General features: G+C 41.5%; 14 protein-coding genes. 4 read left to right on the forward strand and 10 right to left on the reverse strand.

The annotated features are described in order from the left end of the window. Positions 1–37 precede the first annotated feature (37 nt). The 5 genes from ispG to ndk form a co-directional block, all read right to left on the reverse strand. A complete protein-coding gene (ispG, locus tag ACHSBP_RS20125; protein ID WP_395390285.1) occupies positions 38–1156 on the reverse strand; it encodes a flavodoxin-dependent (E)-4-hydroxy-3-methylbut-2-enyl-diphosphate synthase in 1119 nt (372 codons plus the stop codon). A gap of 5 nt (positions 1157–1161) precedes the next feature. Next, positions 1162–2049 carry a RodZ domain-containing protein gene (locus ACHSBP_RS20130; protein ID WP_138630039.1) on the reverse strand — a complete coding sequence of 296 codons (888 nt, stop codon included), beginning with the start codon at positions 2047–2049 and terminating at the stop codon, positions 1162–1164. Then, positions 2046–3431 carry a type IV pilus biogenesis/stability protein PilW gene (pilW, locus tag ACHSBP_RS20135; RefSeq protein WP_138630037.1) on the reverse strand — a complete coding sequence of 462 codons (1386 nt, stop codon included), beginning with the start codon at positions 3429–3431 and terminating at the stop codon, positions 2046–2048. Before pilW ends, ACHSBP_RS20130 begins: the two co-directional genes overlap by 4 nt. Before the next feature lie 77 nt (positions 3432–3508). Then, on the reverse strand, positions 3509–4642 hold the full coding sequence (locus ACHSBP_RS20140) for a bifunctional tRNA (adenosine(37)-C2)-methyltransferase TrmG/ribosomal RNA large subunit methyltransferase RlmN (RefSeq protein WP_010560882.1): 1134 nt from the start codon (positions 4640–4642) through the stop codon (positions 3509–3511). A gap of 229 nt (positions 4643–4871) precedes the next feature. Beyond that, positions 4872–5303 (reverse strand): nucleoside-diphosphate kinase, encoded by a 432-nt coding sequence (gene ndk, locus ACHSBP_RS20145; protein WP_010560883.1) that lies wholly within the window; start codon positions 5301–5303, stop codon positions 4872–4874. Between the two features lie 281 nt (positions 5304–5584). Between ndk and yegQ the strand changes: the two genes are divergently transcribed. Then, complete coding sequence (gene yegQ / locus ACHSBP_RS20150) at positions 5585–6952, forward strand: tRNA 5-hydroxyuridine modification protein YegQ (protein ID WP_395390286.1); 1368 nt, start codon at positions 5585–5587, stop codon at positions 6950–6952. Between the two features lie 4 nt (positions 6953–6956). Beyond that, complete coding sequence (locus ACHSBP_RS20155) at positions 6957–7205, forward strand: YfhL family 4Fe-4S dicluster ferredoxin (RefSeq protein WP_010560885.1); 249 nt, start codon at positions 6957–6959, stop codon at positions 7203–7205. A 71-nt stretch (positions 7206–7276) separates the two neighbouring features. On the opposite strand, the gene ACHSBP_RS20160 is transcribed toward ACHSBP_RS20155, so the two are convergent. Continuing rightward, positions 7277–7927, reverse strand: coding sequence for a response regulator transcription factor (locus tag ACHSBP_RS20160; RefSeq protein WP_010560886.1), 651 nt, complete (start codon positions 7925–7927; stop codon positions 7277–7279). Positions 7928–8006: 79 nt separating this feature from the next. Then, positions 8007–9947, reverse strand: coding sequence for an acetate--CoA ligase (gene acs, locus ACHSBP_RS20165; RefSeq protein WP_010560887.1), 1941 nt, complete (start codon positions 9945–9947; stop codon positions 8007–8009). 407 nt (positions 9948–10354) lie between these two features. Here acs and ACHSBP_RS20170 point away from each other — a divergent pair, with 407 nt between their 5' ends. After that, positions 10355–11512, forward strand: coding sequence for a DcaP family trimeric outer membrane transporter (locus ACHSBP_RS20170; RefSeq protein ID WP_010560888.1), 1158 nt, complete (start codon positions 10355–10357; stop codon positions 11510–11512). A gap of 192 nt (positions 11513–11704) precedes the next feature. Here ACHSBP_RS20170 and ACHSBP_RS20175 read toward each other — a convergent pair whose 3' ends face one another. The 3 genes from ACHSBP_RS20175 to ACHSBP_RS20185 all read right to left on the reverse strand — a co-directional run bounded on the left by ACHSBP_RS20175 (position 11705) and on the right by ACHSBP_RS20185 (position 14850). Beyond that, positions 11705–13075 (reverse strand): DUF3943 domain-containing protein, encoded by a 1371-nt coding sequence (locus ACHSBP_RS20175; RefSeq protein ID WP_395390287.1) that lies wholly within the window; start codon positions 13073–13075, stop codon positions 11705–11707. 168 nt (positions 13076–13243) lie between these two features. Then, positions 13244–14293, reverse strand: coding sequence for a recombinase RecA (recA, locus tag ACHSBP_RS20180; protein ID WP_010560890.1), 1050 nt, complete (start codon positions 14291–14293; stop codon positions 13244–13246). A 68-nt stretch (positions 14294–14361) separates the two neighbouring features. Beyond that, positions 14362–14850, reverse strand: a complete 489-nt coding sequence (locus tag ACHSBP_RS20185) for a CinA family protein (RefSeq protein WP_395390288.1) — start codon at positions 14848–14850, stop codon at positions 14362–14364. 35 nt (positions 14851–14885) lie between these two features. Between ACHSBP_RS20185 and mutS the strand changes: the two genes are divergently transcribed. Next, positions 14886–17486 carry a DNA mismatch repair protein MutS gene (gene mutS, locus ACHSBP_RS20190; RefSeq protein WP_040641354.1) on the forward strand — a complete coding sequence of 867 codons (2601 nt, stop codon included), beginning with the start codon at positions 14886–14888 and terminating at the stop codon, positions 17484–17486. Positions 17487–17494 lie beyond the last annotated feature (8 nt).

Raw genomic sequence — 17494 nt, forward strand, 5'->3', positions numbered from 1 at the left:
AAAAAAGAAGATTGTCAATTATACTCAACGAGACTACTTACTCAACTAACTTAACGTCTATTTGTTGTTCAGTGTCTTTTTTTGCGATGTAATCGCGAATTTGCGTTTCTAGTTGGTCAACAATTTGCGTATTATCAATACGCGTTTTTTGACGCTCACCATTGATATACAATCCAGAACGCTTATTGGCTCCCGCTAAACCTAAATCGCTCACCAGTGCTTCGCCCGGACCATTTACCACACAGCCAATAACCGAAACAGTCACGGGTTCGATAACGTCTTCTAAACGCTCTTCGAGCTGATTCATCGTGCTTACCACATCAAATTCTTGACGTGAACAGCTTGGGCAGGCAATAAAATTAATACCGCGAGAGCGAATACGCAAAGATTTTAAGATATCAAAACCTACTTTGATTTCTTGTACTGGGTCGGCTGCAAGTGAGACACGTAACGTATCACCAATACCCTCGGCTAGTAACATGCCTAAACCAACCGCAGATTTAACTGAACCCGCTCTAAAACCACCGGCCTCGGTAATACCTAAATGCAGTGGCTGTTCAATTTCTTTCGCAAGCAATCGATACGCACCAACCGCCAAAAATACGTCTGACGCTTTTACCGATACTTTAAAGTTATCGAAATTAAGACGCTTTAAAATATTTACATGACGCATCGCTGATTCAAGTAGTGCTTCAGGTGTTGGCTCACCGTATTTTTCTTGGATATCGCGCTCTAGCGACCCACCATTCACGCCAATGCGAATAGGAATGCTCTTTTCGCGCGCAGCATCAACAACCGCTTGAATGCGCTCTTCACTGCCGATATTACCTGGGTTAATACGCAAACAATCGGCACCATATTCAGCAACTTTTAACGCGATACGGTAATCGAAGTGAATGTCCGCAACCAACGGAATATCAACTTGCTGTTTAATTTCTTTAAATGCTTCAGCCGCGTCCATAGTTGGTACAGAAACACGCACAATATCCGCACCTGCGGCTTGAATTGCATTGATTTGCGCAACCGTAGCCGCAACATCAGTCGTTTCGGTATTGGTCATTGACTGCACGGCAATCGGTGCGCCATCGCCGATTGGCACGTTACCTACATAAATGCGTTTTGATTTGCGGCGTTTTATCGGAGATTCTGAAAACATACTTATTACTCACTCAACGGCAGGCTAAATTTGGCGAGTCGATTAGTAGGGAAATGTGACATATCAACTAACTCACCATTAAACTCAACATCAACAATATAGTGCTTGCCCAGCACCACATTAAATGGCGCTTTGCCATCTAATGTCATGACATAGCCTTTTTTCTTAACACCAAATGCGACACGCTCGCCATCGGCATCAAAAATCTCGACCCAGCTATCATCTTTAAACGTCATCACAATAGTACTGACGTTTTTCTTAGTATTTCTTTTCTTTTCAGCCACCGCCGGTTTAGTTACTTCTGGCTGCTCAGCTAACGTGGTTTCAGGTTCTTGACTGCTCGTTTGCTCAGATTCGTCGTTGCTCAACTGAGACACTTCAGCAAGGTTTATTTGGTTTGCAACTTTACGCTCAGTTACAACTGGTACATTACTGTTTTCTTGACTTGGCGTTTCAACCACCGTTTTGCTTGTCTCAGGTTCCGTTGGCGCTGGTTCGCGGTTTTGCCACCAGATAAACAATGATGAACCAAGAATAAGTGCAATAATTGCGTAACTAAAAAGCATTAATCGGTTATCTTTTGCTTCGCGTTCCGTACGTCTTGAAAAGCTCTGCATTCGCTTTTCGGTTTCTTCCCTTTGGTGCCTAAACTGCGACATTAATTGCGCTTCGTTTAGGTTAAATTCGCGACAGTAACTGCGAATATGGCCTTTTACAAAAGTGACAGGCCCTAACTGGCTGTAATCGTCACATTCAATGGCTGAAATTTGTTTTGCTGTTAACTTTAACTTGTGTGCCATTTCATCAATTGAAACAGCGTGTTGCTCGCGAGCAGTTGCTAACTGCTCACCTAAACCTGTTGTTGGTTCTTGAGCTAATACTTCTTCGGTCATAGTGCGTAAGTTTTAGGATTTACTAACAAGATTTTTTTACCTGGGCTTAATGTTGCCGATTCTTGAATCTCGTTCCACTCAGCAAGCGACTTCATGCGTAAGTTGTACTTCACAGAAATACTAAATAAAGTGTCGCCATCTTTAACCAAGTGGTAAATATTCGGATTATTAAGATAAATTTTTGTGCCAGCAAAAACCGGATCGTTTTCGGTTAAGCCATTCCATTCTAGTAACTTCGCTAATTTAACATTGTATTTAACCGATACCGAGAACAGGTTTTCACCACCTTTCATCACGTGATACGGTGTTTCAACCAGCTTAAGCGGAAGACGCTGTGGATCTGGTGATTGTTGCTGTGCTTTAGTTTGCGCAACAACCACTTCATTTTTTGCAACTTGTGTAGTTGGCTTAGCAACTTCCACTTTTACTTGTGGTTCAATCTCGGCTTTGCTTGGAGTTACTTCCGCTTGCTCTGGTTGCGCTTTACGTTTAACCACTTTTACTTGTGGCTTAGCAACAACCGATTTACCATCTGGGTTAAGCTCTTTTTTAAGCTTGCTTAACTCATTTTTGCGGTATTTTTCACGTAGACGCTCAAATTCACTGTCAGATGTTTTCTTAAGTTTGATCTGTTGCGCTTCAATAGAGTTACTGTAGGTTTGCTGTAGCGTTAATGCCAATGTGTTGGCTTTTTCGATATGCCCCATACGGTTTTCAATTAAGTATGACAACATTAACGAGCGTGAAGAAATACGACCTGATTTTTCATAACGATTCATAAATGTTTGCGCGCGATGTAAATCGCTTTTGGCATAGTAAATCGCAGACAAGTTAACCAGTGACGAACCGCGTGATGGGCTGTGTTTTACTGAAGCTTCAAGATATTCTTCCGCCTCATCAAACTCGTTATTTTCAATCGCACATAACGCTAGGTTTTCATAACTTTGCGAAACGCGCAGATAGCTTGGAATTTCGATTGCACGCAAAATGTATTCTGACGCTTCATCGTACTCACCTAAACCACATAAAAATACACCATAGTTATTTAGTGTATTTGGATCGTCTGGGGCAATATCAATCGCGCGTAAATAAGATTCTTTAGCAAGTTCATTTTCACCCACTTGCTGATAATAATACGCAGTGGTGTAATGAACCTCAGGTAATTTAGGCGCAAATTTAGCGGCACGCTCTAAGTTATATTTTGCTTGTGTGCTATCGCCAGAAGCTAAGTATTTTAATGCTAATGAAATGCGTGTTCTTGCCGCTTCATCGTTATCAATTCGATTTTCGACAACTGGTTTATCACTACCAACATAAACACTTTCGGTTACACATCCTGTTGTTGCTAATAGCGCAACACCTACTAATATTGAACGACGCATAGTTATACTCATTTTCTGACAATTATCTCAATTCTACCCGAATTAGCCTCGGGATCATCTTATTTTTTCTAGATCCTTTACGGGTTTACCGTATTGACACTAATTTTGTTATCGTCGAGTTGCTTTTTCTTCATTACACGCTTAGTACGATCCACAACATCACCCACTAACTGACCACATGCTGCATCGATATCATCACCACGTGTACGGCGTACAATACAAGTTAAACCAGCGGCTTGTAACACTTTAGAGAAACGGTCAATACGACTGTTACTTGAACGGCCGTATTCGTTGCCCGGGAACGGGTTAAATGGAATCAAGTTAATTTTTGATGGCGTGCCTTTTAACACTTTAACTAGCTCGTGTGCATGATCTGTGCTGTCATTCACACCTTGCAGCATAACGTACTCAATAGTGATGTCTTTGTTTGCTTTAGAGCCGTCAATATAGCGACGACACGCAGCTAAGAACTCTTCAATTGGGTACTTCTTGTTGATTGGTACAAGTACGTCACGCAATTCGTTATTCGGCGCGTGAAGTGAAATAGCTAATGCAACGTCGATTTTTTCTTTTAAGATATCCAGTGCAGGTACAACGCCTGAGGTACTTAAAGTAACGCGACGTTTAGATAAACCAAATGCCCAATCATCCATCATCAGTTCCATTGCTGGAACAACATTGTTGAGGTTAAGCAATGGCTCACCCATGCCCATCATTACCACGTTGGTAACTGGTCGCTTAGTTGAATCGCCATGTAAACCAATATCTTTTGCGACACGCCAAACTTGGCCAATGATTTCAGATACTTTTAGATTACGGTTAAAGCCCTGTTGCGCTGTTGAACAGAAAGTACACTCAAGCGCACAACCAACTTGTGATGAAACACATAATGTTGCACGGTCTTTTTCAGGGATCCACACTGTTTCAACTTCTTGACCACCTTCAAGCACTAATGCGTACTTAATTGTGCCATCTGAAGCCACTTGCTTAACTGAAATTTCAGGCGCTTTAATTTCACATTCTGCGTGTAATTTGGCTTTTAGCTTTTTGTTGATATTCGACATTTCATCAAAGTTATCGATACCGAAATGGTACATCCATTTCATTACCTGATCGCCACGGAACGGCTTTTCACCCCATGAAACAAATAACTCTCGCATTCCTTCACGGGTTAAATCTAATAAATTAATTTTCTTTTCCGCAGCACTCATAACTCAGACCCTAGTACGTAATACAACTTTATATTAGCTGATATATCAACTTTGCTTTACTTTTACATTTGCGCAACTGGCGTATTAAGCCAAGTACAGTAAATTTAAAGCAAAGTTGACACTGTGACTAAAACAGACTGTTTTAGTTCAAAATGACAAGAAAAGGGCTAAAGAGCCCTTTTCTACTGCATTAACCTAAGCTAATGCATGTTTGTCTACGTCGTTAAAATTAACGAGTACGTGGACAGATTTCTTCGTCAGAGAAGAAGTATGCGATTTCGCGAGCAGCTGATTCTACAGCGTCTGAACCGTGTACTGCGTTCTCGTCGATGCTGTCTGCGTAGTCAGCACGTAAAGTACCAGCTAGTGCTTCAGCAGGGTTAGTAGCACCCATGATTTCACGGTTTTTAAGTACTGCGTTCTCACCTTCAAGAACAGTAACCATTACTGGACCAGATGTCATGAACTCAACTAAAGCACCGAAGAAAGGACGCTCGCTGTGCTCAGCGTAGAAACCTTCAGCTTTTTCTTTTGAAAGGTGAACCATTTTAGCTGCAACGATTTTAAGACCAGCAGTTTCGAAACGGTTGTAGATAGCACCGATGTGGTTTTTAGCAACTGCATCAGGTTTTACGATAGAAAAAGTACGCTCTAAAGCCATCTTTTATGCTCCATAAATAATTAATGATTTTAACGGCCGCGAATTATACGCATATTTGTGTGAAAATCCTATTAAAACCGAAAATAATCTGATTACTTTTCCAACAAAGTAAGAAAAATATACAAACATAATCACCTCAACGCTCATTCAATACAGCGAAACAAAACACCTAGGCTAATTTGATCTATATCAAAATTCTCAATTTGTCTGTGCGTTAGAATTGCCCGCTTTTTTAATCATGCAACTGGTCAGCACCCAGTTCGATGTATGAGGACACGTCAATGAACACACCTTTTGTACCTGAATTACTGTCGCCTGCAGGTAGCTTAAAGAACATGCGTTATGCCTTTGCCTATGGCTCTGATGCGGTATATGCCGGTCAACCTCGCTATAGTTTACGCGTGCGTAATAATGAATTTGACCTTGATAATTTAGCGCTCGGGATCAACGAAGCACACGATTTAGGTAAAAAGCTTTATGTGGTATCAAATATTGCGCCGCATAATGCCAAAGTTAATACCTATTTGCGCGATATTGAACCAGTTATTGAAATGGGCCCCGATGCATTAATCATGTCAGATCCTGGGTTAATTATGCTGGTACGCGAAAAATGGCCAGATATGCCAATTCACCTTTCTGTTCAAGCTAATGCTGTAAACTTTGCAACGGTAAAATTTTGGGCCCAACAAGGGGTTGAGCGCGTTATTTTATCGCGTGAGTTATCACTTGAAGAAATTGGCCAAATTCGTGAGTTATGCCCTGAAACCGAGTTAGAAGTATTTGTTCACGGTGCATTATGTATGGCGTACTCAGGTCGTTGTTTGCTGTCTGGTTATATTAATAAGCGCGATCCTAATCAAGGTACCTGTACCAATGCATGTCGCTGGGAATACGATGTAAAGCCGGGTAAAGAAACTGAAACCGGTGATGTTGTGCATAAAATTGATCCGAGCTCAGTGATCCCAACGCTAGGCCAAGACGCCCCAACAAGTGAAGTGTTTATGTTGGAAGAACAAGGCCGCCCTGGCGAATATATGCCTGCGTTTGAAGATGAACATGGCACGTACATTATGAATTCAAAAGATTTACGTGCAGTGCAATACGTAGATCAGCTAACCAAAATGGGTGTTCACAGCTTAAAAATTGAAGGTCGTACTAAGTCGTTTTATTACGTTGCGCGTACCGCACAAGTTTACCGTAAAGCCATTGACGACGCTGTTGCCGGTAAACCATTTGATCCTAACTTGATGCGCACCTTAGAAAACCTTGCGCACCGTGGATACACCGAGGGCTTTTTAAAGCGCCATGTGCACCAAGAATACCAAAACTATGAATATGGCCACTCAGTGTCAGACAAGCAGCAATTTGTTGGTGAAGTGTTAGGTCGCCACAACAACGGTCTGGTTGAAATTGATGTGAAGAACAAGTTCTGTACTGGCCATTCAATGGAACTTATGACGCCACAAGGTAATATTCAGTTTACCTTAGATCATATGGAAAATAAGAAAGGTGAACGCATTGATGATGCTAAAGGTTCAGGCCATATTGTAAAAATTCCATTACCGGAAGATATTGAACTTGATAAAGCGATTCTATTAAGAAATTTAGATTCAGACCAAGATACGCGTAACCCTTTTAAAAAGGCCTAGTATCATGGCATTGATGATAAATTCGAAGTGTATCAATTGTGATATGTGCGACCCTGAGTGTCCTAATCAGGCCATTTACATGGGTGATAAAATTTATCAAATTGATCCAGACAAATGCACCGAGTGTGTTGGACATTACGACCAACCGACTTGTGTCAGCGTTTGTCCGATTGACTGTATTAAAAAAGACCCACAGCATGTTGAGTCTCTTGATGAGCTAGCCGAGAAGTTTATTCGCCTAACATCAAACTAATACAGCAACTGCAGATACTTTAGAAAGAAAAAACCGAGCATATTTGCTCGGTTTTTTATTATTTTAATGTGCTAATTAGAGTCAACTGGCTCTAACTGCAGCTTACTGGCAATTAATACCGCTTGCGTGCGGTTGTAAACACCTAGTTTTCTAAATATTGCTGTGATATGTGCTTTCACGGTAGCTTCTGAAATATTCAGTTCGTACGCAATTTGCTTGTTTAACAAGCCTTCGTGTAAATAGCTTAACACTTTGTATTGTTGCGGTGTGAGTGATGCAATTTGCTGCGCAAGCTCTGCGTCTTGCTCAATCACTTCTTCAACTTTATCAGCCATTGATTCTGGCAACCAGGTTTCACCATCTAGAATCTCTTCGATTGCAGCGGCAATTTGTGCTGACGATGACGATTTTGGAATAAAACCAAGGGCACCATAACTCATTACTTTTGAAACGATTTGAATGTCTTCGGTGCCAGAAACAACGGCAATCGGTAAATCGGGGTAATCTTCACGAATACGAATTAGACCATATAAATCGCCGCTACCGGGCATGTGTAGGTCTAGTAATAATAAATCGAGCTCTTGTTGTTGTTCTAGTACTTGCAGCGTTGTATCAAAGCTCTCAGATTCAAATATCTCTAAATCATCGAAACTGCCATTTAAAGCCCCTTTAAGTGCTTCGCGAAACAAAGGGTGATCATCCGCTATCAAAAACTTGCTCATATATGACTCCTAATAAAAAGGCTGTTATCCCTGATAACAGCCTTAATGTTACTGTGAGTTTAATTGATTCACAAACCTTTTAGCGGTTTAGGCGGTTTTCAATTAGCTCCTCTACAACACTTGGATCGGCAAGTGTTGATGTATCACCTAGCTGTTGGTATTCATTTGCAGCGATCTTACGTAAAATACGGCGCATAATCTTACCAGAGCGTGTTTTTGGCAAACCTGGTGACCATTGGATCATATCTGGTGTTGCTATTGGACTAAGCTCTTTACGAACCCAATTGCGTACCTCTTTGGTTAATTCGTCGCTTACTGCTATGCCGTCATTCGGCGTAATGTAGACGTAAATACCTTGGCCTTTAATATCATGTGGGAAGCCAACAACCGCCGCTTCAGCAACCGCTTCGTGTGCTACTAACGCGCTTTCAATTTCAGCTGTACCTAAACGGTGACCTGAAACATTTAGTACGTCATCTACGCGGCCTGTGATCCAGTAATAACCATCTTCATCACGACGACAACCATCACCTGTAAAGTAAACGCCCGGGTACGCTGAGAAATAAGTTTGCTCAAAGCGTTCATGATCACCGTAAACAGTACGCGCTTGTGACGGCCAGCTATCAAGAATAACTAGGTTACCATCTGTTGCACCTTGTAATGTTTCACCCTCGGCATCGAATAGCGCCGGCAAAATACCAAAGAATGGACGTGTTGCTGAGCCTGGTTTTAAATCTGTTGCACCTGGTAGTGGTGTAATCATCATACCGCCAGTTTCAGTTTGCCACCATGTATCAACGATTGGACAACTGCTGTTACCGATATTTTCATAATACCAAGCCCATGCTTCTGGGTTAATTGGCTCACCTACTGAACCTAAAATACGCAGTGATTCACGTGTAGAAGAAGCTGTTGGCTCATCGCCTTTCGCCATTAATGCACGAATGGCTGTTGGTGCGGTATATAGTATAGTAACGTTATGCTTATCAACCACTTCACCCATACGACCTGATGATGGATAGGTTGGTACACCTTCAAATACAACCTGAGTACAACCATTCGCCAGTGGCCCATAGGCAATGTAACTGTGACCGGTGATCCAGCCCACATCTGCGCTACACCAGAAAACGTCATCTTCTTGTAAATCGAAAACATATTGATGCGTAAGCGAAGTATAAACTAAGTAACCTGCCGTGCTATGCACAACGCCTTTAGGTTGACCTGTTGAACCTGAGGTATAAAGAATAAATAATGGGTCTTCGGCATCCATTACTTCTGGTTCGCAATTTGTTGCTTGGTCAGCAACTAAATCATGCCACCAAACGTCTACATCATTCCATGCAACATCGCCACCTGTAAGCTGGTGCACAACAACGTGTTCAACACTTGTAACGCCAGCTTGCGTTAATGCTTCATCAACGTTTGCTTTTAATGGAACGGCATTACCACCGCGACGACCTTGGTCAGATGTGATAACCACTTTCGCACCAGAATCTTGAATACGGTCTGCAATTGCTGAAGGAGAAAAACCACCAAACACAACTGAATGCACTGCACCTATACGAGCACACGCTTGCATTGCATAAATTGCTTGTGGCGTCATAGGCATATAAATCGCAACGCGATCGCCCTTTTGCACGCCTAGCTTACGTAAACCATTTGCTAGCTTACACACTTCATCATGAAGTTGCTGATAAGTAATATTTTCAGAATGTTCAGGGTTATCACCTTCCCAAATGAGCGCAACTTTATCGGCTTTATCTTTTAAGTGACGGTCAATACAGTTATAAGACACATTCAGTTGACCATCTTCATACCAACGGATATCAACATGGCCTTTATCAAATGAGGTATTTTTAACTTTGGTATACGGCTTAATCCAGTCTAGTCGCTTACCTTGCTCACCCCAAAATGCTTCAGGGTCGTCAATCGACCATTGATATAGTTCGTTATATTTTGCTTCGTCAATTAACGCTGCTTCTTTAACAGACGCTGGTACTGGGTAAATTTCTTGTGACATGAGTGCCCCTTTCTTAACTTTGTTGCTAGTCGCCTAAATGCAACCTAGACCAATACCCTCAAGCATTACTCAGCTAGGTGGTATAAAGAATTAGACCTTAGTAGCATCTTAATTTAAATATAGAGAGTACTTAATCAAGATCATCTTTTTAACAACTTCAATTATTACTGCTATCTCAATTACTTTTATTATTCATAATATTAAATTTTTATTTTGCGATTTATCGCTATCCACGACTATATTTTTTAACGAATTATTCACAAAACAACTAATTTCATGAGTTTTAATGGAATAAACACACTGCTTAAGCCCGTTTAGCTATACCTTAGTCGTATAGACCAATGGGTAATTGAGCAAAATCTGAACATAGCCAACAGTGAAGATGTTAACTTAATCGGGATACAGTTATGAAAAACAATAAACTAACAACAACAGCGCTCAGCGTTTTAGCAGTATTGTTCGGTACTTCAGCCCAAGCGGGTGTATTAGAGTCTACAGATGTAAAATATGGCGGTTATGTAAAGCTTGATGCAATGTGGAGTGATTGGTCTGCTGGTACGGTAGGTGGCACGAGCATTGGTCGTGATTTTTATGTACCAAGCACCACTCCGGTGGGTGGTGACGCAGATACAGATCCTGTATTTGATATGCATGCACGTCAATCACGTTTTAACTTGGCAACATCAACTAAATTAGACAACGGCGAATCAATTAACACCAAAATTGAGCTCGATTTTATTGCATCGCCAGGTGGTAATGAGCGTGTTTCAAATTCTTATGCGCCGCGTATTCGTCAAGCATTTGTAACGTATAATGGCTTCTTGTTTGGTCAAGCGTGGTCAAACTTCCAAAATGTTAGCGCATTACCAGAAACACTTGATTTCGTCGGCCCTGCTGAAGGTACTGTGTTCGTGCGTCAAGCGATGATTAAGTACACTTCAGGCGGCTTTTCTGTATCGGCAGAAAATCCTGAAAGCACGATTACCACAGCAGGTGGTGTGCGCAACGAAACCGACGACTCTAGCCTACCAGATATCACAGCTCGTTATACCTTTAAAGGCGATTGGGGTCACTTCACTGTTGCGGGTCTTGCAAGACAACTTACTTATAAAGCAGGCGGTGCAGACGCATCAACATCATCATTTGGTGTGAGCGCGTCGGGTCGCGTTAACTTTGGTAAGAATAATTTAAAATACATGGTCACAGCAGGTAGTGGTTTAGGGCGTTACGTTGGTTTAAACGTCGCACATGGTGCAGTGCTTGATGGCAATGATTTAGATGCAATTGATTCAGTTTCGGGCTTTGTTGGTTATCAACACCACTGGAATGAAAAGTTACGTTCAACTTTCCTCGCGTCATATTTTAGTGCTGATAATAACCAAAACTTGTTAAATATCACTGGTGACCCAACAAAAACATCAATGAGTTACAGTGCAAACTTGCTTTATTCTCCTGAGAAAAAACTTACTTTTGGTGTTGAATACAAAGTAGGCGAGCGCGAAACCGAAAGTGGTGTTGATGGCGATATCAACCGCTTACAGCTTTCAGCTAAGTATGCTTTCTAAAGCCTACTTGCGAACTTTATAACTTAGATTGCTTCCTAAGTTGTTGTCAGTAATAAGCGACCAATTGGTCGCTTATTTTTTTAGTTAATTAACAGCCACTTCCTGCCTGAGAAAAACGACACAGTATTTTTCAATACAGTTAAGCAAGTGTTTGCTTAGCTAAAAAAACCACCTAATAAGTTAAAGTTGATGCTACCTTTGACCTTCATCAAAAAAGTAAATTAGCGAAAAGTTATATGCAGTGTCGTTGTTACTGTACTTACTATTGAAAAAACGTTTAGCGTCTAACTGAAGAGCAAAATTATTGTTAATTTGGTAATGCATACCTAGGCCTGCATTTAACGCAAATGTACTGTCACCATCATCTTCATTATTCTTTGCATACAACATTTCACCAGCGCCTGCGCTAACAAACGGGCGAAAGCTACTATCGCTGTTAAAGTAATAGTTTGCACCGACATTAAATTGTTCAAATGTTTGGTCACCTGAACCAATTTCTCGCGGTAGTTGACCTTTTAAATAATCAAGCTTCATAGAGAATCGCGGTGAAAAATACAGACCTAAATTCCAGCCATTGGCAACATCTTGCTCTAAACCCCAATGCTCACCTGGATTTAAACTGCCGTAATTTAGACCAAAGCCTATTACGCCAATATCGACTGGGTCTTTTTTACTAATATAGTTTTTTTGATAAGTAGGCGCTTGCTGTGCTTTACCTGAACCAAGTTGATAGTGCACATTAAGTTGCACTTGATCTTCATACTCACCCGTTGGTAGTTGCATCTTCGCAAAGTTAATACCACCGGTACCCGCTTTAACCACTTCCATATCAAACAAGTTGTTAATGCCTTTACCCGCAGCATCAATTGGATCAAGTAAAAATAGCGACACATCACCTAAGGTTTTCGAGCCCCACACTTCTCCGCCGGTGCTACGAATTTCCATTTCTGTTTGGTATGCCCATTCGCCGTAAGCCCAACCTAATACTGGTGTAATCACTAAATCTTGCATTGACGGCACTTCAGCAAACCCTTCAATACCGTATTCCCAATAAAATGTGCTCATAGTGAATGCGTATAAAAACGAATCCCACTGGCGGTAGCCTGACTTACGTGCAACTTGGTAATAAACACCACCAAAATACGGGTGCCCAATCCAGTTTAACCACCAAACGTCGCGGTCCCATGTTGGGCCTTCTTTTACATTGTCAGTCCACTTAGAAAATACGCCGTTTTCCTTATCCCATTTCGAGATATCTTCTGGCAACATTAAAATTAAGCCAGCAACACCAAAGCCATACCCCATCACAGATTTAGTTTGTGACCATAAGCGCTCTCGGTCTTGACCATAGTTGTTTGAAAATAAATTTATTTGATAAGGTGACTGATAAAAGTCATCGGGAATATCTTTTAGATTCCAATCGCTATTACTCGGTAAATTATAGGTTTTAACTTCAACCGACGTAATGTCATCTTTAAGCTGGGTATTTAACTGTTTTTGCTCTTCCTGGTTAGCAAAAAGAGGTTGAGTCATCACTGATGAAAACAGTGCTAACTTAATCATACGATTGAGCATTTTCATAGACTGTGTGTGCGTCCGTTCTTGGGTAAGCTGCAAAAAGGCGGCTATTTTAGCTGCTTTTGTAATTTAAGACACTTAATGTTAGCAAAAAATTGTAAACATCAATGCAAAAAGGCCACATTAGTGGCCTTTTTCGTCGTTTAGCTTATTTTATAGTTCAGCGTCATCCGCAGCTAAACTTTGCGTTTCACCTTCTTCAGGTTTAATTGTCGCTTGTAGTAATAACATTTCACGTAGTTTCTGCTCAATTTCATTGGCAATTTCCACATTCTCTTTTAAGAACTTAATAGAGTTTGCTTTACCTTGACCAATTTTGCTGCCTTTGTAGCTAAACCATGCACCCGCTTTATCAACTAGATTATGCTTAACACCTAAGTCAATTAGCTCGCCCTCTTTCGAGATACCTTGGCCATACATGATAATGAATTCAGCTTGTTTAAACGGCGGTGCAACTTTGTTCTTAACAATCTTAACGCGTGTTTCATTACCAACAATTTCATCGCCTTCTTTCACCGAACCGGTACGACGAATATCAATACGTACTGATGAATAGAATTTAAGTGCGTTACCACCTGTTGTAGTTTCTGGGTTACCAAACATAACACCAATTTTCATACGGATTTGGTTAATGAAAATACACAGTGTATTTGAGCGTTTGATATTCGCAGTTAATTTACGTAATGCTTGCGACATTAGACGAGCTTGAAGACCAACGTGAGTATCCCCCATATCACCTTCAATTTCCGCCTTCGGTGTTAGTGCAGCTACAGAGTCAACAATCACTACATCAACAGCACCTGAACGTACTAGCATATCGCAGATTTCTAACGCTTGCTCACCGGTATCTGGCTGAGAAACTAATAACTCGTCAACATTTACACCTAGCTTTTCAGCATAAACAGGGTCTAGTGCGTGTTCAGCATCAACGAAAGCACATGTTTTGCCTTCTTTTTGCGCTGCCGCAATTACCTGTAGTGTTAATGTTGTTTTACCTGAAGATTCTGGACCATAAATCTCAACGATACGACCTGTTGGTAAACCACCTATACCAAGTGCAATATCAATACCCAGTGAACCTGTTGAAATAGCTTCAACATCTAGCGCTTGGCTATCGCCTAATTTCATAATTGAGCCTTTACCAAATTGGCGTTCAATTTGTGATAGCGCAGCTGTTAGGGCTTTTTGTTTATTATCGTCCATTTGACTCTCCGAATCTGTGTTATGCAGCAAAGTATACTGTATAGATTACCAGTATCAAGTGTTTTTTATTAATTAATTAGCTCAATTGCTTTTTTCAATGAATATTCAATAACTTGAAATCTAACCTCGCTACGATTGCCTGCGAACAAACAGTGTTCAACTGATAGTTTATCCAGTACTTTTACCGCAATCCATACAGTACCAACTGGTTTATCTTTTGTGCCACCTCCTGGGCCTGCGATGCCAGAAACAGCAATAGCAACGTCGGCGTTAGTTGCATTTATTGCCCCATCTGCCATCTGCTCGATAGTTTCTTTACTTACTGCACCAAATTGTTCAAGTATTTCTTGCTTAACCCCAAGTAACTCGTGCTTAGCATCATTACTGTAAGTGACAAAACAACGATCAATATAAGCTGAACTTCCCGCAGTATCGGTTAACGCATAACTAATACCACCACCAGTACACGATTCAGCAGTAGTGATCCAAAGCTTTTTATTCGTTAAACTAGCACCTAACTTTGCCGCTAGCTCAGAAATATGAGCGGGTAATATCATTTTTACACCTTTTACATAACAACTATTAGTCAATTATGCCGTTAGATTTATATTCAGACCATACTATCAGCCAACAAACGCCAATGATGCAGCAATACTTAAAAATTAAGGCTGAACATCGGGATATATTAGTCTTCTATCGCATGGGTGACTTTTACGAACTGTTTTTTGATGATGCCAAACGTGCCGCAGAATTACTCGATATTTCGCAAACTCATCGCGGCAAAGCCGGAGGCGACCCTATTCCAATGGCGGGGGTGCCTTATCATGCAGTTGAAAACTACCTAGCGCGCCTAGTGCAAATGGGCGAATCTGTTGCCATATGTGAGCAAGTTGGCGATCCTGCCACCAGCAAAGGACCAGTAGAGCGCAAAGTCGTACGCATTATTACGCCGGGTACCATTTCTGATGAAGCCTTATTAAAAGAGCGTCAAGACAACTTGTTATGCGCAGTATCGCATAACGACAAAGGTGCATACGGCATTGCTTATTTGGATATCAACTCAGGTCGTTTTCGCATTTTACAAGTCGATACCGACGAAGCGCTGAATTCAAGCTTACAACGCATTTCACCCGCTGAACTACTCTACCCTGAAACCTTTGAAAATTTAGCGCTGATTGAACAGTGTAATGGCCTGCGTCGTCGCCCTATTTGGGAGTTCGATTTAGACAGCGCCAAAACATCGCTTAATAAGCAGTTTGGTACCAAAGATCTTGTTGGTTTTGGCGTTGAAAACGCACATTTAGCATTACAAGCTGCAGGCTGTTTAATGCAATATGTGAAAGACACTCAGCGCACTGCACTGCCGCACCTTAATGCGATTGGTCTGGAGCAAAATGAGCAAAATGTCATTCTGGATGCGGCAACCCGTAAAAATTTAGAACTGACCGTCAATTTATCGGGCGGGTTTGACAATACCTTGGCGCAAGTACTTGATAAAACAGCAACGCCTATGGGCTCTCGCTTGTTAAAGCGTCGCCTGCATAGCCCTATTCGCGACCAACAAGAGCTTAATAACCGCCTTGATGCACTCGGTGAAATCCACGACTTGGCAATTAACCATGAACTGCACGACACATTGAAACAAGTTGGCGATTTGGAGCGCATTATTGCGCGTTTAGCGCTGCGCTCAGCAAGACCACGTGATTTATCGCGTTTACGTTTAGCGCTGCAAACACTGCACCCTATTCACGATTTATTAAATGATGCGAATAGCACGCGCTTAAAACAAATCAAGCATGCCACACCGATTTTAACTGAACTTCAAGAGCTACTTGAACACGCTATTATCGACAACCCTCCGGTACTAATTCGCGATGGTGGTGTTATTGCCCCAGGCTATAACGCCGAACTCGACCAGTGGCGCAACCTTAGCAAAGGTGCAACCGATATTCTTGAGCAAATGGAAATTCGCGAACGCGAGCGCACAGGCATTGCAACCTTAAAAATTAGCTACAATAAAGTGCATGGCTATTACATTGAAGTCAGTAAGGCCAACGCTAACCTTGTACCGGCAGATTACGTACGCCGTCAAACACTGAAAAATAACGAACGCTATATTATTCCTGAACTGAAAGAGCACGAAGACAAGGTTCTTAACAGCCAATCAAATGCATTGGCACTTGAAAAGCGTCTGTATGAAGAATTGTTCGATATTATTTCGCCGCAAATTGATGTACTGCAAAAAATGGCTGCGGCGCTTAGTGAACTGGATGTCATTAATAATCTTGCTGAACGTGCTGAGTCTCTCGATTATGTTAGGCCCAACCTTAGCGAAGACAACTGCATCGATATTAAAGGCGGCCGTCATCCTGTGGTTGAGTTTGTTATGCAACAACCATTTATTGCCAACCCAACTTACCTCGATGATAAGCGCAAAATGTTAATTATTACTGGGCCAAATATGGGTGGTAAATCAACCTATATGCGTCAAACTGCGTTAATCGTCTTAATGGCACATATTGGTTGTTATATTCCAGCGCAATCTGCGAGCATAGGCATTACCGACCGTATTTTTACACGTATTGGCGCGAGCGATGACCTTGCATCAGGTCGCTCAACCTTTATGGTAGAAATGACTGAAACCGCCAACATTCTTAACAATGCTACCGAAAACTCTCTGGTATTAATGGATGAAATTGGCCGCGGTACCAGTACTTATGACGGTCTATCACTGGCGTGGGCAACAGCCGAATATTTAGCGAAGAATATCGCTGCTAAAACACTATTTGCAACCCACTACTTTGAACTAACTGAGCTTGTTGACCAGCTGGAAATTTTAGCCAATGTACACCTAGATGCAATTGAATACCAAGACACCATTGCGTTTAAACACACCGTATTAGATGGCGCAGCGAGTAAAAGCTTTGGCTTACAAGTAGCGGGCCTTGCAGGTGTGCCAAAAGCAGTAATCAACCGTGCAAAACAAAAGCTTTCATTGTTGGAGCAGCATCAAAGTGTCAGTGAAATGCCGCTTAACAACGCGGCAGATATGCAAATATCACAACAGGCAAGTTTATTTGATGCGCCTAACCCTGTGGTTGAAACCTTAGACACTATTGACCCGAACGATTTAACCCCGCGTCAAGCACTTGATTTAGTATTTAAACTGAAACAACTAGCAAAAAGTAACTAACTCGCGTC

The organism is Pseudoalteromonas sp. XMcav1-K, assembly GCF_044005875.1.
In the GTDB taxonomy this organism is placed as follows: Bacteria; Pseudomonadota; Gammaproteobacteria; order Enterobacterales; family Alteromonadaceae; genus Pseudoalteromonas; species Pseudoalteromonas spongiae.

Coding starts and splice junctions, on each gene's coding strand:
- ispG (WP_395390285.1), bottom strand. CDS start 1,156: ATGTTTTCAGAATCTCCGATAAAACGCCGCAAATCAAAACGCATTTAT.
- ACHSBP_RS20130 (WP_138630039.1), bottom strand. CDS start 2,049: ATGACCGAAGAAGTATTAGCTCAAGAACCAACAACAGGTTTAGGTGAG.
- pilW (WP_138630037.1), bottom strand. CDS start 3,431: ATGCGTCGTTCAATATTAGTAGGTGTTGCGCTATTAGCAACAACAGGA.
- ACHSBP_RS20140 (WP_010560882.1), bottom strand. CDS start 4,642: ATGAGTGCTGCGGAAAAGAAAATTAATTTATTAGATTTAACCCGTGAA.
- ndk (WP_010560883.1), bottom strand. CDS start 5,303: ATGGCTTTAGAGCGTACTTTTTCTATCGTAAAACCTGATGCAGTTGCT.
- yegQ (WP_395390286.1), top strand. CDS start 5,585: ATGAACACACCTTTTGTACCTGAATTACTGTCGCCTGCAGGTAGCTTA.
- ACHSBP_RS20155 (WP_010560885.1), top strand. CDS start 6,957: ATGGCATTGATGATAAATTCGAAGTGTATCAATTGTGATATGTGCGAC.
- ACHSBP_RS20160 (WP_010560886.1), bottom strand. CDS start 7,927: ATGAGCAAGTTTTTGATAGCGGATGATCACCCTTTGTTTCGCGAAGCA.
- acs (WP_010560887.1), bottom strand. CDS start 9,947: ATGTCACAAGAAATTTACCCAGTACCAGCGTCTGTTAAAGAAGCAGCG.
- ACHSBP_RS20170 (WP_010560888.1), top strand. CDS start 10,355: ATGAAAAACAATAAACTAACAACAACAGCGCTCAGCGTTTTAGCAGTA.
- ACHSBP_RS20175 (WP_395390287.1), bottom strand. CDS start 13,075: ATGATTAAGTTAGCACTGTTTTCATCAGTGATGACTCAACCTCTTTTT.
- recA (WP_010560890.1), bottom strand. CDS start 14,293: ATGGACGATAATAAACAAAAAGCCCTAACAGCTGCGCTATCACAAATT.
- ACHSBP_RS20185 (WP_395390288.1), bottom strand. CDS start 14,850: ATGATATTACCCGCTCATATTTCTGAGCTAGCGGCAAAGTTAGGTGCT.
- mutS (WP_040641354.1), top strand. CDS start 14,886: ATGCCGTTAGATTTATATTCAGACCATACTATCAGCCAACAAACGCCA.